Genomic DNA, 19147 nt, shown 5'->3' with positions numbered 1-19147 from the left:
TATAATAGGATATTTGGCCTGTTGGATCCAAGACCAATACGGATTGGTATCTTTGGGAATTGCTTCTTCGATTATTGAAAGTTATCCCGTAAAAATGGTTTGGTGGGATTTTTTGTGGACTTCGGTGTCTGTGATTACCATCACCCTTTTAGCCTCATTTAGACCTGCATTGATTGCATCGAGGGTCAAATCCATTGACCTATAAAAATAAAAAAGCCGTGAAACAAAATCTCACAGCTTTAGTCAATTAACAATAAACCCAAAATAACCAGCTGTAGGAGAAGGATTCGAACCTCCACGGGGCAGTTAGGCGAAACACGAGCTCCATGTTTGCTTTATGCTGTTGACCCCACCCCCGAGACCGGAGGGCATGTCTGCCAGTTTCAACATCCTACAATGTTTAAAGACCTTTTGCCTTTGTTGATGATCCAAAGTTAGTAAAACATTCATTAAATTAAAATAAATTCAATAAAACAATTAAAAAAATACAGAATAATTAATAAATAGCTTTAAATATTGTTGATATCATAAAATATAACCTATCAAAGAACTTTTAATTGATGATATGGAAATGGTATTTCTGTATGAAATACTGTTACTCTTACTTAAATTAGAATCATTAATGCCTATCATTTCCTTAACCCACATCATTCTATGAAATTGTTCAACCTGACATTGATGGTTTTTGCGCCAACTTTTTTTGTTTTGGCACAACAACAAAAAAAATCACCAAGCTTTGAGGAGGTAATATCTCTACGGAGTGCCGGGGAAGTTGTTATATCTCCTGATGGGGATATGATAGCATTTACTGTACAGACTACAGATTGGATTGATAATCGCTTTGATACCGAAATTTGGCTGGCAAGAAACAGTGGGGAGCCATTTCTATTGACCCATAATCCCAAAAACAGCAGCAATTCCCCCATGTTTTCACCTGATGGAAAATGGCTGACATTTTTGTCAGATAGGGGAAAAAAAGTTCAGGTTTATGCTTTAAGGCTATCCGGTGGAGAGGCATTCCCCATCACTGAAGAGGAAGAAGGTATCAGTGCATACCAATGGCATCCTGATGGCAAAAGACTGATTCTGTTGAAATCAGAGAAAGAGGCGGAGTCTTTAGAAGAAAGAAAAAAGCGATATGGTGCTTTTGAAATCGACGACAAGGAATATGTCATGTCCCATATTTGGGAAATTGATTTTGATCCCCTGTTCACCAACCCGACTGAAGTGCCCTGTTATGAAAAATCGGATTCTTTGAAGGTATCTGCTGACTGTATGGAAAAACCAAAGCCCAGGAGACTGACCAATGGTGATTTTACCATAACCTCTTTTGAAATTTCCCCCAATGGAAAACTGATAGCCATCAACCATCAACCTGACCCTATGATCATGTCATCAATGAAATCCGATGTGTCTATTTTTGATTTGGAGACTAAAAATTTGAAATTGTTGGTTTCAAATCCAGGTGGAGATAGGTTTCATGCCTGGTCGCCGGATTCCAAACAGATTCTGTATGTCAGTGATTTGGAGGATACAGTATCAAATTTTTATAAGAACACAAAATTTTTTAGAATGGCTATTGAAGATAAGAAGCCTGTGCAGTTGGCCGCGAAACTGGATGAAAACCCTTCCAATCTGATTTGGAACAGTAAAGGGATTTATGGGACTTTTTGGAAAAAGACCTTAAGGCCTGTCTACAGGATTGAGCCCAAGGATGGGTCTTTTAGGCAAATGCCAGGCTTTCCTGAACAGGTCAGTGGATTGGCTTTCTCAAAAAACGGTGAAAAGATGGTCCTCAATGCAAGAAATGGAAATCAGTTGAATGAAATATGGATTGCCAATAATACCCAAAAACCTGCCCCAAGAAGCATTTCCCAAATGAGTAAGCAGTTAGCAAATTGGAAAGTGGGACAAAGTGAGTTGGTGGTCTGGCGTAGTGTTGATGGAAGCTTAATTGAAGGAGTCCTGCATAAACCGGCTGATTACGATTCTACCAAAAAATACCCATTGATGGTAGTCATTCATGGAGGGCCAACAGGCATAGATACACCTCAACCAGTTCCTGGATACGTTTACCCTATATTACAATGGCTGGACAAAGGAGCTTTGGTATTAAGACCAAATTACCGTGGATCTGCAGGATATGGTGAAGCATTCAGGTCATTGAATGTAGAGAACCTTGGCGTGGGAGATGCTTGGGATGTGATGACAGGAGTAGATTTTCTCAGTGCAAAAGGGATGATTGACACCGATAAAATGGGTGTAATGGGATGGAGTCAGGGGGGATATATTTCTGCTTTTCTGACCACCAACTCTACAAGATTTAAGGCTATTAGTGTTGGTGCGGGAATTTCCAATTGGATGACCTATTATGTCAATACAGACATACATCCTTTTACCATCCAATACCTCAAAGCCAATCCGTGGGACAATGAGGAGATTTATCGAAAGACCTCTCCCATGACAAACATCAAAAAAGCCCAAACCCCAACATTGATCCAACATGGAGAATTCGATAAAAGGGTTCCTATCCCGAATGCCTACGAATTACTGCAAGGCTTAAGAGATCAGGGAGTACCTGCTGAGTTGATTGTTTATAAGGGTTTTGGCCATGGTATTAACAAACCAAAAGAAAGGCTGGCCGCCATGTGGCATAACTGGCAGTGGTTTGGGAAATATGTCTGGGGAGAGGAAATAGAGATGCCTTTGAAGGAGAAGTAAAAAATTTATGAACCACAAAAGAAGCAAAAGAAAACTAAAGTTTTTTCCGAGGAGGTTAGACTGGGATTCTTTTGTACCCTTTTGTCACTTTGTGGTTCAAAGGAATGATCTATTCCCCATTTGGGTGAAAATTGGGGAATGCGCTAGGTTTAGATTGCATCTAAACCTTCTTATCATTGGAATTTTCAATTCCAGTCGCCAAGAATTAAATATAGTTAGGGGAGATGTTTACAAAGATATCGGGATGTTTTGGATAAAAGGGTGTAGTTGCAAACTACACCCAGTCACCACGGAAAGCCTATACTATCCTGAGAAAGGGGAGAGGAAATTGAGTTGCCTTTGAAGGATTAGCCCTGTTTTGTCAGGTTACGGAATTCTGTTTTGAAATTTCTCAAATTTTGTAAATCTGAATTTGACCAATGTCCCTTTAGGGACTAAATATGGGTAAAATAAACTATCAATCTAATACCATTTGTGCCTTTAGGTACAACATATATCGTACCTAAAGGCAAGCATAAACTATATTTACTCGATTTTTTTTCCTTAACTCAATAGGATTCTTGCATCGATCTGCCAAATCCCCTCATTATTCCTGAGTTGATGATTTCTAATTGAATACCGAATAGGAAAATACTAAAACAAAATAAGGAGGACAATCGCCCTCCTAATTTGTTATCGAAACTTTGTTCTTAATATCATTTCTTCCAGCTTGCTTTCCCGCCTTTGGCAGAATCAACATTGATGCTGTAATTGTTGCCTCCGGTCACAATCCATCTCACTTTGACGGCACCCATGCCGGGGATATTTGACACGGAGATCTTTTCAGGGTTGACTGTTTGTTCAGCCAGTTTATTGAAATCTTCATTTTCCACTACAAAGCCTGCCAATACTTTTGCTCCTGAAATACTAATGTAATCCGGTCTTTCGATTTTGTATTTCAGATCCTGACTGGAATGGGTTGGAATCAAACGCTCGTTATAGATAGTAGCAGTGATTTCTTTTAAGCCACCACCCAAATCTTTTTCATTTACTTCAGACACACTCAGTTTTGGAGTGTGGTAAGCATGCAAAATGGTAAAGGCAGAGTTTCTGTGTGCATCCTGTTCCATCAGGAATCCAGGGTGAAGTCTCCCGAAGTTTTTCTTGAATCCACCGATTTCGATCCTCCCATATTGTGGATGGTCATATTCTTCCCAGTTGACAAAAGCATCCCCAAAAGTCAGGTATTTGTCTACCTTCATTTGCTCATCCTGATTGTTTCTGCCTGCATTCTGATGGAAATAAAGATAGGAGGTCATGAGTTCATTGGAATAGGTAAAAATCCCCCTTCCTCCATAAAACCAATCCAATTGTCCGCCAAACACAGAATAGAGATCCTTGTAAACCACCAAGTACTTGTAACCCGGCATAAACTCTTCACCTTTTTTGGCAATGGCATCATAGATGCGGATATCGGTTTGATTATATGTCCCTAAATCTTCCTCTGCACCGGGACCTCTCAATATCATCCCGCCATAGTTGTGGTAACTTTGGGCACCCGCAATGTTGGGATGCTTCATCACAAATTCAAGTACTGCCCGGTTTTCCGGAACGGAGAAAGGGTATCTCAAAGCCCCTCTTTGTACATAGTCCGGCTGCCAGTTCCAGCCCCAATCTCTGTTGGGATCATAATAGCCAATTCCGTCTTCATTGACCATACCGTCGCCGTCTCTGTCGATACCTTCATAACCCAACATTTCATATTCACCTTTCTGATCTGCTTCGACAGGGATTAATTTCCTAGGATCCATTGGATCTTTCACCAATCTTCCTGTAGGTGATTTTCTGATCATAAAAGTAATATGGCCATCGCCGTTCAAATCATCGAAAGGATCTTCGCCAAATTCGCCATCTCCGTCATTATCAGTAATGATCATACCGGATCTTGGGGAGTTTTGGTTGTTTGCCTCTTTGATGAAATAATCATGGGCATCAGGGTTGATGGTCGGGGCAATGTAGAAGGTCTTATCTTTCAGTAATTCCGTAATGAACTCCAGATCACCATACATCTCAGAAAGATACCAAGCAGTGTAAAGTGTAAATTCAGTTCCCTGTATTTCGTTGGAGTGGATGTTTCCATCAATCCACATGGCAGGTTTTTCCTCTGCTTTCCCAACTTTAAAATCTGTGACGGTTAGTACCCAAATGTCATTTCCCTGATAAGATTTGCCGATACTTTCCAGTTTGACCAAGTTGGGGTGTTTTTTGGCCATATCCTTCATGATTTCCTCCAATGCTAGATTGGTATGGTACCTGTTCCAGGAAACCTGAACTTTCGAGTTGTGTGGAGTACCCAATGCACGGAAATACCTGTCCTGCGCGACTTGGGCTTCTGTCTCCTGTATGCCGGCGAAGCTGCTTGCGACTCCTAAGGCTGCTGTATATATCCAGTTTTTGATTTTCATTGTTGTGTCGGTTTAGAGTTTCACATTGAGGGTTGCGATACCGGCGTGGGCTGCACCTGCTTTGATGTCCACTGCGCCTGAACCTTTCACGATCCAGGTAAGGGTGGTTTTTTCATAGGCTCCCAATTTGTCGATCAATTTGATCTTGTCGCCTGAAATCAGGTCTTTGGCATCCCGGTTGATGTCCACCCTGATTTTTCTCAACCAACGCGATTTTTCACCCATTTCGGAATGGGTAGGCAAAGCCGAATTATTAAATAAATCTGCGGTAACTCTTGTGAGTCCATTGCCGAGTTTTTCTGTTTTCACATTGTGAAATTCCAATTTTGGACTCATGGCTGCCAATTTCAAAATGAAATCAGTATGTTCTTTGGCTATGTCATTTACTTTATCAAAAGGAGGATTGTGCATGACAAAAGGCCGGATTCCACCTACTTCCACTTTTTGGTTAGGAAAGTCAGGGTGATTGACTGATGTCCAAGGAACGAATACATTGCTGATGCCTTCCTGTGCTGCATAGGCAAGGAAGTTTGCTTCTGCGTTACTATCTGATTTTTCATCTTCACCCTTCACTTCAGGTATCCACCATCCGGGAGTACTGAAACTCAATCTACCAAAATGAAAGTAAGCCCACTGGAAAAAATCCCCATCAGTTCCTTGATTGGTTTGATTGAAGGCTTTTTGAGATACCGCCTCATTGTACATCCCTGAAACCATGCTGTTGATGGCAACATCCTTTTCCAGCATGGAAGTGATTATTCTCTTTTTGGCATCTCCGGCATTATATTTTAATGGAGAGGAAAGGTTGTTGGCTGGGCTGAATGTTACAAAAGCAAAAATATTCCACTGCTCAAACAAGTAATCCAATAATGCCCTGCTTTCAGCTTGTGAAACTGCAATGTCACCGGCCAATGGGGTAAATATCGGGAATTTGTAGGTCAGACTTTTGTTAAAAGCAATTCCCTCGGCCAAATCCTCACCGAATTTTCCATCCTTGTCATTGTCACGGCTTTCGGGATAAACCATGTAGCTACCTTTTTGACCTTTAGCCACATCAGCTTTGATCATTACCCTTTCGTCTTTTTCATGGGTTTTGTATTCTCCCATGGGGCTCTCTACGCGCATCATGGTGATCATACCGTCTTTATTGAGGTCCTCATATCCATCCTCGCTGACTTTACCGTCACGGTCATGGTCGATTTTTGCTGCATTTCCCCTTCTTTCATATTTCAATGCAGCATGATATTGTTCATAGGCATCAGGAGACATGTTGGGAAAAACATAGAAAGTATTGTCGTCCAAAGAGGTTGAGTGGTCTTTGACCAATCTTTCGGCAAATTGTACAGCCAATTCCACACTGAGGACATGAAAACCTTCTGCTCCTCCCACTACTGCAATAGCAGGTTTGTTGTCCAAATCTCCTTTACCGATTTTGACAACCCAGATGTCTTTCCCGCCTGCTGTTTTGGTAAGGGAGCTGAGTTTGGCGGAGCTACCGCTACCGGAAATAGCCTGAAGTCTTTGTGTGATCTGGCTGATCGTGGGATAATCGCTCTGAGCCAAGGTAGTCGATTGAACAGAAAATAGCATTCCCGCACCTGCAACCACTGATAGAAACATTTTATTCATAAAGTATATATTAGGTTTAGTTTTTTGGGGGCCATTGGCTGAATTGACCCCATTTTCCGAAGCGATGTTACAAAAAATACATGGTTATTTAAAAGGCCTTTAGGTATTCAGGTTTCAAGCATTTTAAAAGGTTTTAAGTATGGATAAACGGATAATATCTTTTTGCCTCTAAAAAATCTTTATGAGAATAAGATTGAGTAGCTTATATTTTCGGTAATTTTCAAGTCCAAAACCCATTAGCCATGTTTTCTAAAATTGCTTTAGCCATTGCTTTCTCCCCTACCACCGAGTCTTTGATATGTGAAGCCAAACGCTTGAAAAACATTTTTGGTGCCAGCCTTTTGCTCATACACGTAGGGGAAAAAAATCCGGTGCTGGAGGAAACCTTACGTGGTTTATTGAATAAGCACGGACTTAGTTACAGCAAAATCAAAACCATTTGGGAAAAAGGGAATCCGGCAAAAAAAATTATTCAGGCATGTAATGAAGAAAATGTGGATTTGTTGGTGGCAGGCGCATTAAAGACAGAAGGTTTTTTCAAATATTATATTGGAAGTATTGCCAGGAAGATCATCAGGAAATCAAAATGTTCGGTGCTGATGTTGGTTGAACCATTGGAAATTCCGACTTCATTTGATCGGGTAGTTATCAACGGCACTCAGCAGGAACAGACCCCATTTGTTATTCAAAAGGGATTGGAATGGTGTAAAATGGATCATGCAAAACAAATATATATAGTCAACGAAATAAAAATGTATGGCTTTCAAATGGTCACGGCCGGTGAAGGTGGGGAAGAGGAGATTTCAAATACCAGAAGGAAACTGATATCTGAGGAAATCACCTATGTGGAAAATATTCTTAAAACAATTGATAAGGGGGATTTAAAAATCAATATAAAAATCACTTCCGGAAAATGGGCCTTCGAGCTGGCACGATTTGCAGTTGATTTCAAAGCGGATCTACTGATAGTAGGGGATGAGGGCAAGCTTGGGTTTTTGGACCGGCTTTTCCCCCATGATCTGGAGGATATTTTAAATGACCTTCCATGCAATTTACTGATCGTAAAAAAATAAAAGGACTACATGGAAAATCTAACACATCAAGATGTAGTCAATTTGTTTCTGCAATTGGCAGCAATGCTGTTGTTGGCCAGAGTCTTTGCAGAAATAGCCCAAAGATTCAGGCAACCTGCAGTGGTGGGTGAACTTTTGGCAGGGATATTATTGGGGCCTACTATCCTTGGAACATTTGTCCCGGGATTTCATGAATACTTATTTATGTCCAATCCCAGTGCCAATCTCGCATTGGATGGATTTGTTCAGATTGCGGTAGTATTGCTGCTTTTTATTGCGGGTTTGGAAGTAGAATTGCATTTGGTTTGGTCCCAAGGTAAATCCGCATTAAATATCAGTTTGCTTGGATTGGTTGTCCCTTTTGCATTGGGATTTGTATTCCCCTATTATTTTCCATCCTTCTTTGGGTTGGCAGGTGGGGACAGGTTGTTGTTTTCCTTGTTTATGGGTACAGCCATGTCCATTACCGCCTTGCCCGTGGTGGTGAGGATATTAATGGATATGAATTTGTTCAAGACTAAAATGGGGATGTTGATTGTGGCTTCGGCAATGGTCAATGACATCATTGGATGGTTGATATTCTCAGTTATATTGTCATTTATGGGCAAGGGGAGCAATCTTTCCCTTTTCCAAACTATCGGGATCACACTTCTTTTTACCTTCTTTATGCTGACCTTGGGCAAATTGATCATCAACAGGGTGTTGCCCTGGGTCAATAAAAAACTGGCCTGGCCGGGAGGGATATTGTCATTGTCTATGGCGTTCTGTTTTTTGGCAGCGGCATTTACAGAATGGTTGGGAATACATGCCATTTTCGGTGCTTTTCTTTTAGGCGTTGCATTGGGAGACTCAAAACACATGTCTGAGCGGGCAAAAGAGATTGTGCATCAGTTTATCAATAACATCTTTGCTCCTTTGTTTTTTGTTTCCATTGGATTGAAAATCAACTTTTTCACCAATTTTGAATTGATGCTCACTTTGGCCATTTTGGTGATTTCATTTGCGGGTAAAATTGCCGGAAGTGGATATGGTGCCTATAGAGGCGGTTTCGATATCAAAGAATCACTGGCGGTGGGATTTGGTATGAATGCCCGGGGTGCCATGGAAATCATTCTGGGCCTGATTGCTTTGGAAAATGGACTGATAGATGAGAAACTCTTTGTCGCATTGGTTGTCATGGCAATAATCACCAGTATGAGTAGCGGACCTCTAATGAAGTGGGCATTGAAGCCTGTTCATTTGGAATTGGAGGGTGTGAAATCCGATTTGATTGACAATAAGCCTGATTCAGAGGAAAGTGGTTGAAAAGGTCTGAAATAATTAATTTTATTTCATTGCATTTTATATCATTCCCAGTGAAACTGAACTTTAATTTCAAAATAAGTTAAATAATAATCCTTTTTGGAGAGGTTTTTGTATTTTTACAATTGAATCAAAAATCTAAACCATGAATTATTCCAATTATTCCACAAAAGTTTTTTCATTGACCCTGGTACTTTCGGCCATTTTCATAACCTGTGCCATTGGTCAGCAAACATTGCCGCAACAAATGGAAATCAATGAAGATTTTACTGATAAAGAATTAAAGGAGTTTGTCAGAATCAATATTGAAATGATTCCTATCCAGGAAAAAGGCCAGGAAAATATGCTAAAAGCCATTGAGAAGGAAGGTTTGAAAGTTGAAAGGTTTCAGGAACTTGCCCAAGCCCAACAAGCGGGGAATTTGACTGAAGTCTCAGGAGATCCAGAAGAAATAGCAAAATTCAGCAAAGCAGGACAAAAAGTTTTGGATACGCAGCAGGAAGTCCAAATGAAGGTGCAGGAGGAAATTGTGAAAAGTGAGCTTTCTAAAGAAAAATTTCAGGAAATTTATATGGCTTATAATCAAAGCGAAAAAGTGAGGGCGAAAATCGAAAAAATGATGGCCGATGAGATTGATTGAGTTAAAGTAATTTTACTTTAAAAGTAATTATCAATTTCTTTCATTATATAGAATAGCAGGTTTTCAGTCGAAGCCTGCTTTTTTTTTATATTATTGGGAGAAATTGAAATTGATATTTACCTAAGGAAATGAAATTTTGAGAAATAGATGCGTCCTTCGTCAGGATTAAGCAATCCCATGTCATTATTAGTTCTCAATATTTTAATCTACCCTGGATTCGAACCTTCAACCCACATCGGTCATCCGACATCGGTCAATCGAACCGCCAAATATTTGTCCTCCTAGAAACTTTCTATCCCCTTTCACATATATCAATTGTTTAAATCTAACCAAAGGCTGTATTTTTGGTTCTGATTAAGGGAAAAATTCGTACTTATGCCCACTATGAGCAAAAACAAAGCAAGAACCGGAGTTTTATTGGTCAATTTAGGAACACCCGACAGCACAGCCACAGCCGATGTTAGGAAATACCTAAGAGAATTTTTGATGGATTGGAGGGTGATTGATATTCCATTTATCCCAAGGTGGATGTTGGTCAATTTGATCATTGCTCCGTTTCGTGCACCCAAGTCAGCCAAAGAATACCGCAAACTATGGACAGATAGAGGTTCTCCTTTGCTTTTTCATACGGAAGACTTACGGGATAAACTGATTCAGAAATTGGACCCGGAAAAATATGTCGTAGCCATGGGGATGCGCTATCAGACACCAAGTATTGAGGAGGGTCTAAAAAAACTCAATGAGGCAAATGTCAGAAAGATCATTGTCCTTCCATTATTTCCCCAATATGCCTCCGCAACAAACGGTTCGGTAGTGGACAAAGTCATGGAATTGGCAAAGGAATGGCAGATTATTCCCAATATTACCTTTATCAACAATTTTGTAGAGCACCCACTTTTCCTTAAGGCATGGACTGAATTGGGTAGGGAAATGATGGAAAAGGCAGATTATGACATGTTTTTGTTTTCCTATCACGGCTTACCGGAACGGCAGATCAAAAAAGGCTCTGTTGATGGCTACTGCCAAATGAGTGATAAGTGTTGCGGTAATTACACCAAAAAAAATCAGTTCTGTTATAGAGGGCAATGTTTTTATACCACCCGATTGTTGGCCGAAAAACTTCAACTTCCAAATGATAAAGTGATGACCTGTTTTCAGTCCCGATTGGGAAAAGATCCCTGGATCAAACCCTATACAGAAGATGTGATCAAGGAATTGGCCTCAAAAGGAGTAAAAAAAGTACTCGTTTTTTCACCTGCTTTTGTAGCGGATTGTTTGGAAACTACCGTGGAGGTAGGAGAAGAGTATAAAGAAGAATTTGAGGAATTGGGTGGGGAAAGATGGGATCTGGTACCTAGTCTAAATTCCGGTGATACGTGGGTTTCTTGTGTCAAGGATTTGGTGGAGGAGAATTCATAGCTGGAGCTAAGGTAGAGAATGTTGTATTGCAAGATTGCAAGATTGAAAAATTGGAAAATTTTCCTTCAATTAAGCCATTATTGGATCCCCCTTCATCCTTCATCCTTTCTCATTAATCCCTTCTTGTTCTCGTCTCACTTTTCGCTTCTAAACTCTCGCTTCTCCAAACGACCTTGAAAAACCTGACAGCCCCCTCCCCGCCGTATTACCAAAAAACCTGGTTTCTGATATTGGGGATACTATTGGTTTCTTTTAATCTTAGGCCTTCCATCACAGCGGTCGGGCCATTGATTCCTATGATAAGAGATGACCTTGGACTTTCCAATGGATGGACGGGTTTTTTGACTACGCTGCCTCTTTTGACATTTGCAACATTCTCACTTTTCTCTGCAGCTATCGGTAAATGGCTGGGCAATTCAAAAGCCATCTTATCTGCACTCATATTGCTTACAATTGGAACAATTGTAAGGGTTTTAGGCGGGTCATTTCTTCTTTTTTTGGGTACAGGCCTGACCGGGATTGGTATTGTTATCTGCAATGTTTTACTGATTCCTTTTATCAAGAATAGGCTGCCCACCAAGATAGGATTGGTTACCGCTGCCTATACCACAGGTATGACAATGTTTGCGGCAATTGCATCCGGGGTTTCTGTCCCATTGGCTTTGGACTTGGCTTTGGGATGGCAAGGGTCATTATTTTCCTGGATTGGACTTCTGTTGATTGGGATTCTGGTTTGGTTCCCTCAAGTGAGAAACCATCCTGTCAACAAAAACAAAACCGACAACCATATTAAAGTGAATGTCTGGAAGTCAAGATTGGCCTGGAACATCAGCCTGTTTATGGGTGTGCAGTCTCTGTTGTTTTTTACTTTGATTGCATGGTTGCCGGATATGATGATATCAAGGGGGCTTTCTCCTGTTGAAGCAGGACTGCTTGTCTCGCTGATGCAGATTATAGGATTGAGCGGCTCGTTTTTTGCGCCAATCATTGCAGTGAAATTCAAAGATCAGGTTGGGATCATTTGGGTTTTGGGCCTGATGTATCTTGTTGGATTTTCAAGTTTGTTTTCTATGACGCTTTGGATCAATTACATTGGACTGGGTATCGTAGGTTTGGGTCTTGGATCCAGTGTTTCGATGGCCTATACATTGATCGGATTGAGAACTGATCATGAAAAAACAACAGCATCACTGTCAGGTATGGTCCAATCTTCAGGATATTATTTGGCAGCATTGGGGCCATTGCTTTTTGGGATCTCTTTTGACATTTACCAAAACTGGGATTTTCTGATCTATCTGGCCCTGATTTGTTCGGTGATGTTTATTTATTTTGGGGTCAGGTCAGGGGAATCCAGGGTGATTTAGTAGGCTCTTTTTAGTACCAATATTCATGTTTTCCTGTTTCGATTGGACTAAGCTGTTACCTTTGCAGGAATAATAGCCTATCCCGCCATGCAAGAATATTTTACAGCCCAAGGTATCCCCAAAGAAGTATTTGACTATCTGATCATGCCATTTCTGATTTTTTGTGCCAGGGTGATGGATGTGTCCATCAATACGCTCCGGATCATGTTTGTTCTCAATGGGAAAAAGAAGATCGCCCCAATTCTCGGTTTTTTTGAAGCCATGATATGGTTGTTGGCCATTGGTCAGATTTTCCAGAATATCAATAACCCCATGTCTTATGTCGCTTATGCAGGCGGATTTGCCATGGGAACATTTGTCGGTATGACGATTGAAGAGAAATTGGCTTTGGGTAGGGTGCTTGTAAGGGTGATTACTCCAGAACCCATGCCTGATTTGATTGAATATATGAAAGAAAGAAATTATAGATTTACAAGTGTGGGTGCAGAGGGAAGATATGGAAAAGTAAATCTGCTGTTTACGGTAATGAAAAGGGATTCACTGAAGGAGTATGTTGAAAAAGTAAAAACGATCAATGACAAGGCATTTTACACCATTGAAAGTGTGAGAGGAGTAAGCGAAGATGATGTCAATGTGATGGAAGACAGACCAAGATTCACGACTAAGGTTTGGAGTAGGTTGAGGAAGTAGGATATTATGATTGTTATTGATAAAGTACTAAGATTTCATCAACTCATTTGATTTATTGATAATAAATAGATGCTAATCTTGAAAAAACAACAAAAACATTTTTGCTTTTCGGGAAATTGTCCTTAAGATTGTTCCATCAAAAAAACAGACTATGTTTTTCACAGCCAATGACACTATTATTAGAAACTTCTCCAGCACAACCGCTGCAGAAAGCTGTGCCATGGGTATGTCCGATACCACTTTTTTTTCTACCACCATTACGGGTTAATTCCCGTCTTCTACCCACATATAGACCCCTTTACCATAAGGTCCTGTTCGGATCGATGAAAAATATTATATACCCCAAAAAGAAACGTCAACTTTTATGAAAATCTTAAAATTCGGAGGATCATCAGTAGCAAATCAGGAAAATATCCAAAAGGTTTTCCAGATTTTGAAAAACCAATTCCAGCAAGAAGAAATTGCAGTCGTATTTTCAGCATTGGGGGGGAGTCACGGAAGTTTTGCTCCAAAGTGCCCATAAAGCCAAAGAAGGTGATAAAACCTATGTTGAGGAAATCAAAGTTCTTGAAGACAGGCATTATGATTTAGTTAGAAAAATGATTCCAATCCAGCAACAATCCACTGTGCTGACCTACGTGAAGGTGCGTTTCAATGAGTTGGAAGATTTGTTTCATGGAATATATTTGATCAAGGAATGTTCGCTAAAGACTTTGGATTATGTAGGGAGCTTTGGGGAAAGACTTTCTGCCTTTATTCTTGCCGAGGCATTAAAGGTTGAGGGTTTGCCTGCCCATTATTTAGATGCCAGAGAAGTTATCCGCACCAACAATAGATATGGCAATGCCAAGGTGGATTTCCCGGTCACCAATGACCTGATCCAGGATTATTTCCATCAACACGAAGGACTCAAAGTCATTACAGGATTTATAGCTTCCACCGAAAAGGGCGAAACCACCACATTGGGGAGAAGCGGGTCAGATTATACAGCAGCCATCTTTGCCTCTGCACTCAATGCCGAAAGTCTGGAGATTTGGACGGATGTTTCAGGTGTGATGACTTCCGATCCAAGATTGGTCTATTCGGCTTTTACCATCCCCCAACTCACATACAGTGAGGCAATGGAGTTGTCGCATTTTGGTGCCAAAGTTATTTTCCCTGCCACCATGCAGCCGGCAATGCGGAAAGGTGTACCTATTTATATCAAAAACACTTTTGCGCCCGATCATCCCGGTACCCTGATCAACAACGATGCTCCGAGCGGCAAACTGATCAAAGGGATTTCTTCCATGTCAGGTATCTCCCTGCTGAATATTGAAGGTACCGGTTTGATTGAGGTGGTTGGGCTAAGCAGGAGGATATTTGGAGCATTGGCAGATGCAGGAATCAATGTTGTACTGATTTCCCAGGCATCTTCTGAACACAGCATCTGTGTGGCGATCAAAACCCTAGAGATGCCTTTGGCCAAAGAAGCCATAGAAAAAGAATTTATCTATGAAATCAAAAATGCCGAAATGGATCCGGTGGTGGTGGTTTCCAACATGGCAGTGGTAGCAGCCGTCGGTGAAAACATGAAACATAATCCCGGAGCAAGTGGCAGGATGTTCCAAGCTTTGGGACGAAACAATGTAAACGTCTATGCGATTGCACAAGGAAGTTCAGAATTGAATATTTCGGTTGTGGTTTCGCAAGCTGATTTGCAGAAAGCACTTAATGCACTTCATGAAGCTTTTTTCCTTTCGGAAAATAAGGTTTTGCACGTGTTTTTAGTAGGTGTTGGGCTGATAGGAAAGGCATTGATCAAAATGATAGCCCGACAAAGGAAAAAATTGCAAACAGAAAATGACTTGGACATTCAGATCCACGGGATTGCCAATTCAAGATTTATGGCATTTCATGAAGATGGTTTTGATTTACACAATTGCCCAGCACCTGAAGACGCTAAAGGGGCCAAACCTATGGATCTTAAAAAATTCATTTCCCAAATGGATGAAATGAATTTTTCGAATACTGTATTTGTGGATTGTACTGCAAGTCAGGAATTGGCGGAGATTTATGAACATGTGCTCGAAGCCAAAATTGCCATAGTTACCCCAAACAAAAAAGCCAACTCCAGTTCTCTTGAAAATTACAAGGCATTGAAAAAACTGGCGTACAAACGGGGGGTGAAATTCCTATATGAAACAAATGTGGCCGCAGGACTTCCTGTCATCAGTACCCTTCAGGATTTGATGCTGAGCGGGGATAAGGTGCTAAGAATCGAAGCGGTTCTTAGCGGGTCCATGAATTATATCTTCAGTGAACTGGAAAAAGGAGCCCCTTTCAGTGAAGTGGTCAGAATAGCCAAAGAAAAAGGTTATACTGAACCGGATCCTAGAGATGATCTAAGCGGGATGGATGTGGGAAGGAAAATATTGATTTTGGGAAGGGAAGCGGAGCAGGATTTACATTTTGATGATATCTCTATTCAAAGTATGGTTCCTGAGGATTGTGTGAATATAAAAAATGTGGAGGAGTTTTTGGAAAAGCTCAAATCCCATGATGAAGAATTTGCCCGTCTCTTGGAAGAAGCCAAAGCCAAAGGAGAAAAACTCAGGTTTATGGCAACACTGGAAAACGGAAAAGCGAAAGTTGGTCTGAACTCCCTAGATAGCAGTCATCCATTTTATACCCTTAAAGGCTCTGATAACATGATCTTGTTTACCACTGAGCGTTATCATGATTATCCAATGATCATCCGTGGCCCCGGTGCCGGAGCAGATGTAACTGCTGCAGGTGTTTTTGCTGATGTGATACGAATTGGTAATATTTCCAGATAATGTCACGATCCATCACAGCTTTTGCTCCCGCTACTGTCGCCAATGTTTCATGTGGCTTTGATATCCTCGGTTTTGCCATAGATGGCATGGGGGATAAAGTCACCGTTTCATTCAATGAACAACACAGACTTTGCGTAACCGGAATTACAGGTGATGGAGGGAAGCTGCCATTGGAAACAGAAAAAAACACCTGTTCGGTAGCCATTCAGGCTTTATTGGATCGATTGAGATCTTCACAAGGGCTTGATATTTATTTGGAAAAAGGATTGGCGTTGGGTTCAGGGATGGGTTCCTCTGCCGCAAGTGCGGCTGCGGCTTTGGTAGCAGCCAATATACTGTTGGGCGATCCATTTACCAAAGAGGAATTGGTTCCTTTTGCCATGGAGGCAGAGAGAATTGCCTGCGGGTCTGCACATGCCGACAATGTGGCTCCATCGATTTTAGGTGGGTTTGTGCTGATTAGAGGATATGAGCCTTTGGATATTGTCAAATTACCTGTCCCCAAAGGAATCTATTGTACCTTGGTACATCCGCATATTGAACTGAGAACATCTGATTCCAGAAGTGTCCTGAGAAAACAGATTTCATTAAAGGAGTCAACGGTCCAATCCGGAAATATCGCAGGATTTATTGCAGGATTATATACCGGTGATTTTGGCTTGATCAGCAGGTCATTGAAAGATGTCATTGCCGAACCTTCCCGTGCATTGTTGATACCGGGCTTCTATGAATTGAGAGATGCTATCAAATCCATTGGTGCTTTGGGTTCCGGGATATCAGGTTCCGGACCAACCATATTCGTCCTTTCCCCAAATGGAGAAATAGCACTTGAAGCCGGCGAAAAAGCCAAAGAAGTCTTCCACACCATCGGCCTAGGTGCGGACGTGTATGTTTCGGAGGTGAATAATAGGGGAGCGTTTGTTTTGGAATAGATGTGAGATGTGAGATGTGAGTTTTGAGACACAAGACGCAAGACATAAGACACAAGAAGCGAGAAACGAGAAGCGAGATTTTAGAGACAAGAGTCAAGAACCAAGAGCCAAGAAACAAGAGCCAAGAAACAAGAATCAAAGCTGGCCCCGATTATACCAATTCAACAAATCGGAGAAGCCGTCATGCTGATCAGCCGTCGTCACCCTGATCCCGATGGCTATCGGGAGAAGGGTCTCACGAGGATCAGTAAATGATAGAATAAACATACATAGAATCTCTTGAGATCCCTAGTGCCTTCCAATGACAGATTTTGAAATTGATGGTTAGAACTACAAATAGCATTCGAATATATAATAGGACTTTGCCTTGTCACCTCGACGACAGGAGAGGTCTGCTGCCCGTCTTGATGTCATTATATATTCTGAGCATTTCCAAAATGTTAATTACCACCTCCCATCAAGACGACCCCGGTGGCCAAGCTTGCCGAGGCCAGAATGATATATCCTAAATGATATTACCTTTTATGAACATTTCAAAAATGTTGATCACTCGGGATGACGCCTGCCTGCCGTAGGTAGGGGTAACCAGATGTCATTACCATTTTCTGTACGTTTTCAAAATGTTGGAAACTCAGGAACACAAGAAATTAAAACTAACGAATAAATAAACAGATAATTTTCCAATTTAAAAATTTTAAAATTTTTCAATTTTACAATGTAAACCAACCCCCTATGAACTTCTATAGCACCAATAACCCAACGCACATTGTCAGCCTCAAAGAAGCTGTGGTCAAAGGACTTGCCCCGGATCAGGGGTTGTACATGCCTGTTGAAATTCCGGTGATGCCTAAGGCGTTTTTTGATAAGTTGCCTGAAATGACATTTAAGGAAATAGGGTATGAGGTGATTGGGAAGCTTTTCAGTGAAGAATTGAGCAATGAACAAATCAGGGAATTGGTGGACCATACCTTGGCATTTGATGCACCATTGGTTCAGGTAGAAGATGGAATTTATAGTCTCGAATTATTCCATGGTCCTACTTTGGCTTTTAAGGATTTTGGGGCGAGGTTTTGTTCCAAATTGATGTCGATATTGATGGAGGGGGAAAGTAGGAAAGTGCGGGTCCTGGTTGCCACCTCAGGGGATACCGGCAGTGCAGTGGCGAATGGATTTTTCAAAGTGGATGGTGTGGAAGTCATCGTTCTTTATCCCAAAGGAAAGGTCAGCGAATTGCAGGAAAAGCAATTTACCACTTTGGGTGAAAATGTGATATCAGTGGAAGTGGATGGGGTTTTTGATGATTGTCAGACATTGGTGAAGCAGGCATTTTTGGACAAGGAACTCAATGATAAGATGTTGTTGACCTCCGCCAATTCCATTAATGTTGCCAGATGGATTCCTCAATGCCTTTATTATTTCTATGCCATATCACGACTTCCAAAATCGGATAAGAAAATAGCGGTTTCTGTTCCCAGTGGTAATTTCGGTAACCTCGGGGCAGGTATCTTAGCTGAAAGAATGGGCTTGCCCATCTCCCAATTTATTGCATCCACCAATATCAATAAGGTGGTTCCGGATTATCTTGAAGGCGGCCCCTTTGCGTCCAAACCTTCTATCGGCACCATCAGCAACAGCATGGACGTGGGAAATCCAAGTAACTTTTATAGGCTCTTGGCACTGTATGGCAATGATAAAAAATTGTTCCGCCAAAAAGTAAAGGGTTTTTACTTTGAAGATCAGGATACAAGAAATGCCATGGTTAAAATCAAAGATGCCTCAGGCTACATTCTGGATCCTCATGGAGCGGTTGGTTATTTGGGATTGAGAAATTTTATGAAAATGAATCCTGGAGAATACCTCGGCATATTCCTGGAAACCGCCCATCCTGCCAAATTCAAATCTGTAGTCGATAAGACCTTGGGCATTGACCTACCGATTCCTGATAGGTTAAAGGAGTTTATGAAGGGTGAAAAACAATCTATGTCTATGGGGAATGATTTTGGGGAGTTTAAGGAGTTTTTAAACCAAATGCCAGAGTGAGTGTCTCACTCGCTTTTTTTGCCACTAGGTTTCATATTTGACAGTAAACACAATTTTTCCGATATTCGAAGATA

At 41.1% G+C, this 19147-nt stretch carries 11 protein-coding genes and 2 pseudogenes; 11 read left to right on the top strand and 2 right to left on the bottom strand.

Going from position 1 to position 19147, the window contains the following annotated elements; all coding sequences use genetic code 11:
• Together ACEW8O_RS02250 and ACEW8O_RS02245 are read left to right on the top strand one after the other, a co-directional pair.
• Positions 1-205, top strand: a pseudogene (locus tag ACEW8O_RS02250) (ABC transporter permease); the annotation flags it as partial.
• A gap of 449 nt (positions 206-654) precedes the next feature.
• Complete coding sequence (locus tag ACEW8O_RS02245; RefSeq protein ID WP_373492995.1) at positions 655-2721, top strand: prolyl oligopeptidase family serine peptidase; 2067 nt, start codon at positions 655-657, stop codon at positions 2719-2721.
• Between the two features lie 695 nt (positions 2722-3416).
• Here ACEW8O_RS02245 and ACEW8O_RS02240 read toward each other — a convergent pair.
• Together ACEW8O_RS02240 and ACEW8O_RS02235 are read right to left on the bottom strand one after the other, a co-directional pair.
• Entirely contained in the window at positions 3417-5165 is a 1749-nt protein-coding gene (locus ACEW8O_RS02240) for a M14 family metallopeptidase (RefSeq protein ID WP_373492994.1), read from the bottom strand.
• Positions 5166-5177: 12 nt separating this feature from the next.
• Complete coding sequence (locus ACEW8O_RS02235) at positions 5178-6794, bottom strand: M14 family zinc carboxypeptidase (protein WP_373492993.1); 1617 nt, start codon at positions 6792-6794, stop codon at positions 5178-5180.
• Positions 6795-7036: 242 nt separating this feature from the next.
• Here ACEW8O_RS02235 and ACEW8O_RS02230 point away from each other — a divergent pair, with 242 nt between their 5' ends.
• The 9 genes and pseudogenes from ACEW8O_RS02230 to thrC all read left to right on the top strand — a co-directional run bounded on the left by ACEW8O_RS02230 (position 7037) and on the right by thrC (position 19073).
• Entirely contained in the window at positions 7037-7867 is an 831-nt protein-coding gene (locus tag ACEW8O_RS02230) for a universal stress protein (RefSeq protein ID WP_373492992.1), read from the top strand.
• 9 nt (positions 7868-7876) lie between these two features.
• Positions 7877-9172 carry a cation:proton antiporter gene (locus ACEW8O_RS02225; RefSeq protein WP_373492991.1) on the top strand — a complete coding sequence of 432 codons (1296 nt, stop codon included), beginning with the start codon at positions 7877-7879 and terminating at the stop codon, positions 9170-9172.
• Between the two features lie 142 nt (positions 9173-9314).
• Entirely contained in the window at positions 9315-9809 is a 495-nt protein-coding gene (locus ACEW8O_RS02220; protein ID WP_373492990.1) for a DUF4168 domain-containing protein, read from the top strand.
• A 384-nt stretch (positions 9810-10193) separates the two neighbouring features.
• Complete coding sequence (hemH, locus tag ACEW8O_RS02215; protein WP_373492989.1) at positions 10194-11228, top strand: ferrochelatase; 1035 nt, start codon at positions 10194-10196, stop codon at positions 11226-11228.
• 173 nt (positions 11229-11401) lie between these two features.
• Positions 11402-12592 (top strand): CynX/NimT family MFS transporter, encoded by a 1191-nt coding sequence (locus ACEW8O_RS02210; RefSeq protein WP_373492988.1) that lies wholly within the window; start codon positions 11402-11404, stop codon positions 12590-12592.
• Between the two features lie 87 nt (positions 12593-12679).
• Positions 12680-13282: a DUF2179 domain-containing protein gene (locus ACEW8O_RS02205; protein ID WP_373492987.1), complete on the top strand. Its 603-nt coding sequence runs from the start codon at positions 12680-12682 to the stop codon at positions 13280-13282.
• Positions 13283-13646: 364 nt separating this feature from the next.
• A pseudogene (gene thrA / locus ACEW8O_RS02200) lies at positions 13647-16101 on the top strand (bifunctional aspartate kinase/homoserine dehydrogenase I).
• A complete protein-coding gene (locus tag ACEW8O_RS02195; RefSeq protein WP_373492986.1) occupies positions 16101-17033 on the top strand; it encodes a homoserine kinase in 933 nt (310 codons plus the stop codon). The pseudogene thrA and the gene ACEW8O_RS02195 overlap by 1 nt, the downstream one beginning before the upstream one ends.
• Before the next feature lie 732 nt (positions 17034-17765).
• Complete coding sequence (gene thrC / locus ACEW8O_RS02190) at positions 17766-19073, top strand: threonine synthase (RefSeq protein WP_373492985.1); 1308 nt, start codon at positions 17766-17768, stop codon at positions 19071-19073.
• Positions 19074-19147: the final 74 nt, after the last annotated feature.

It is taken from the genome of Aquiflexum sp. (assembly GCF_041749095.1).
In the GTDB taxonomy this organism is placed as follows: domain Bacteria; phylum Bacteroidota; class Bacteroidia; order Cytophagales; family Cyclobacteriaceae; genus Aquiflexum.
This window is presented reverse-complemented; position numbering and strand designations above follow the sequence as displayed.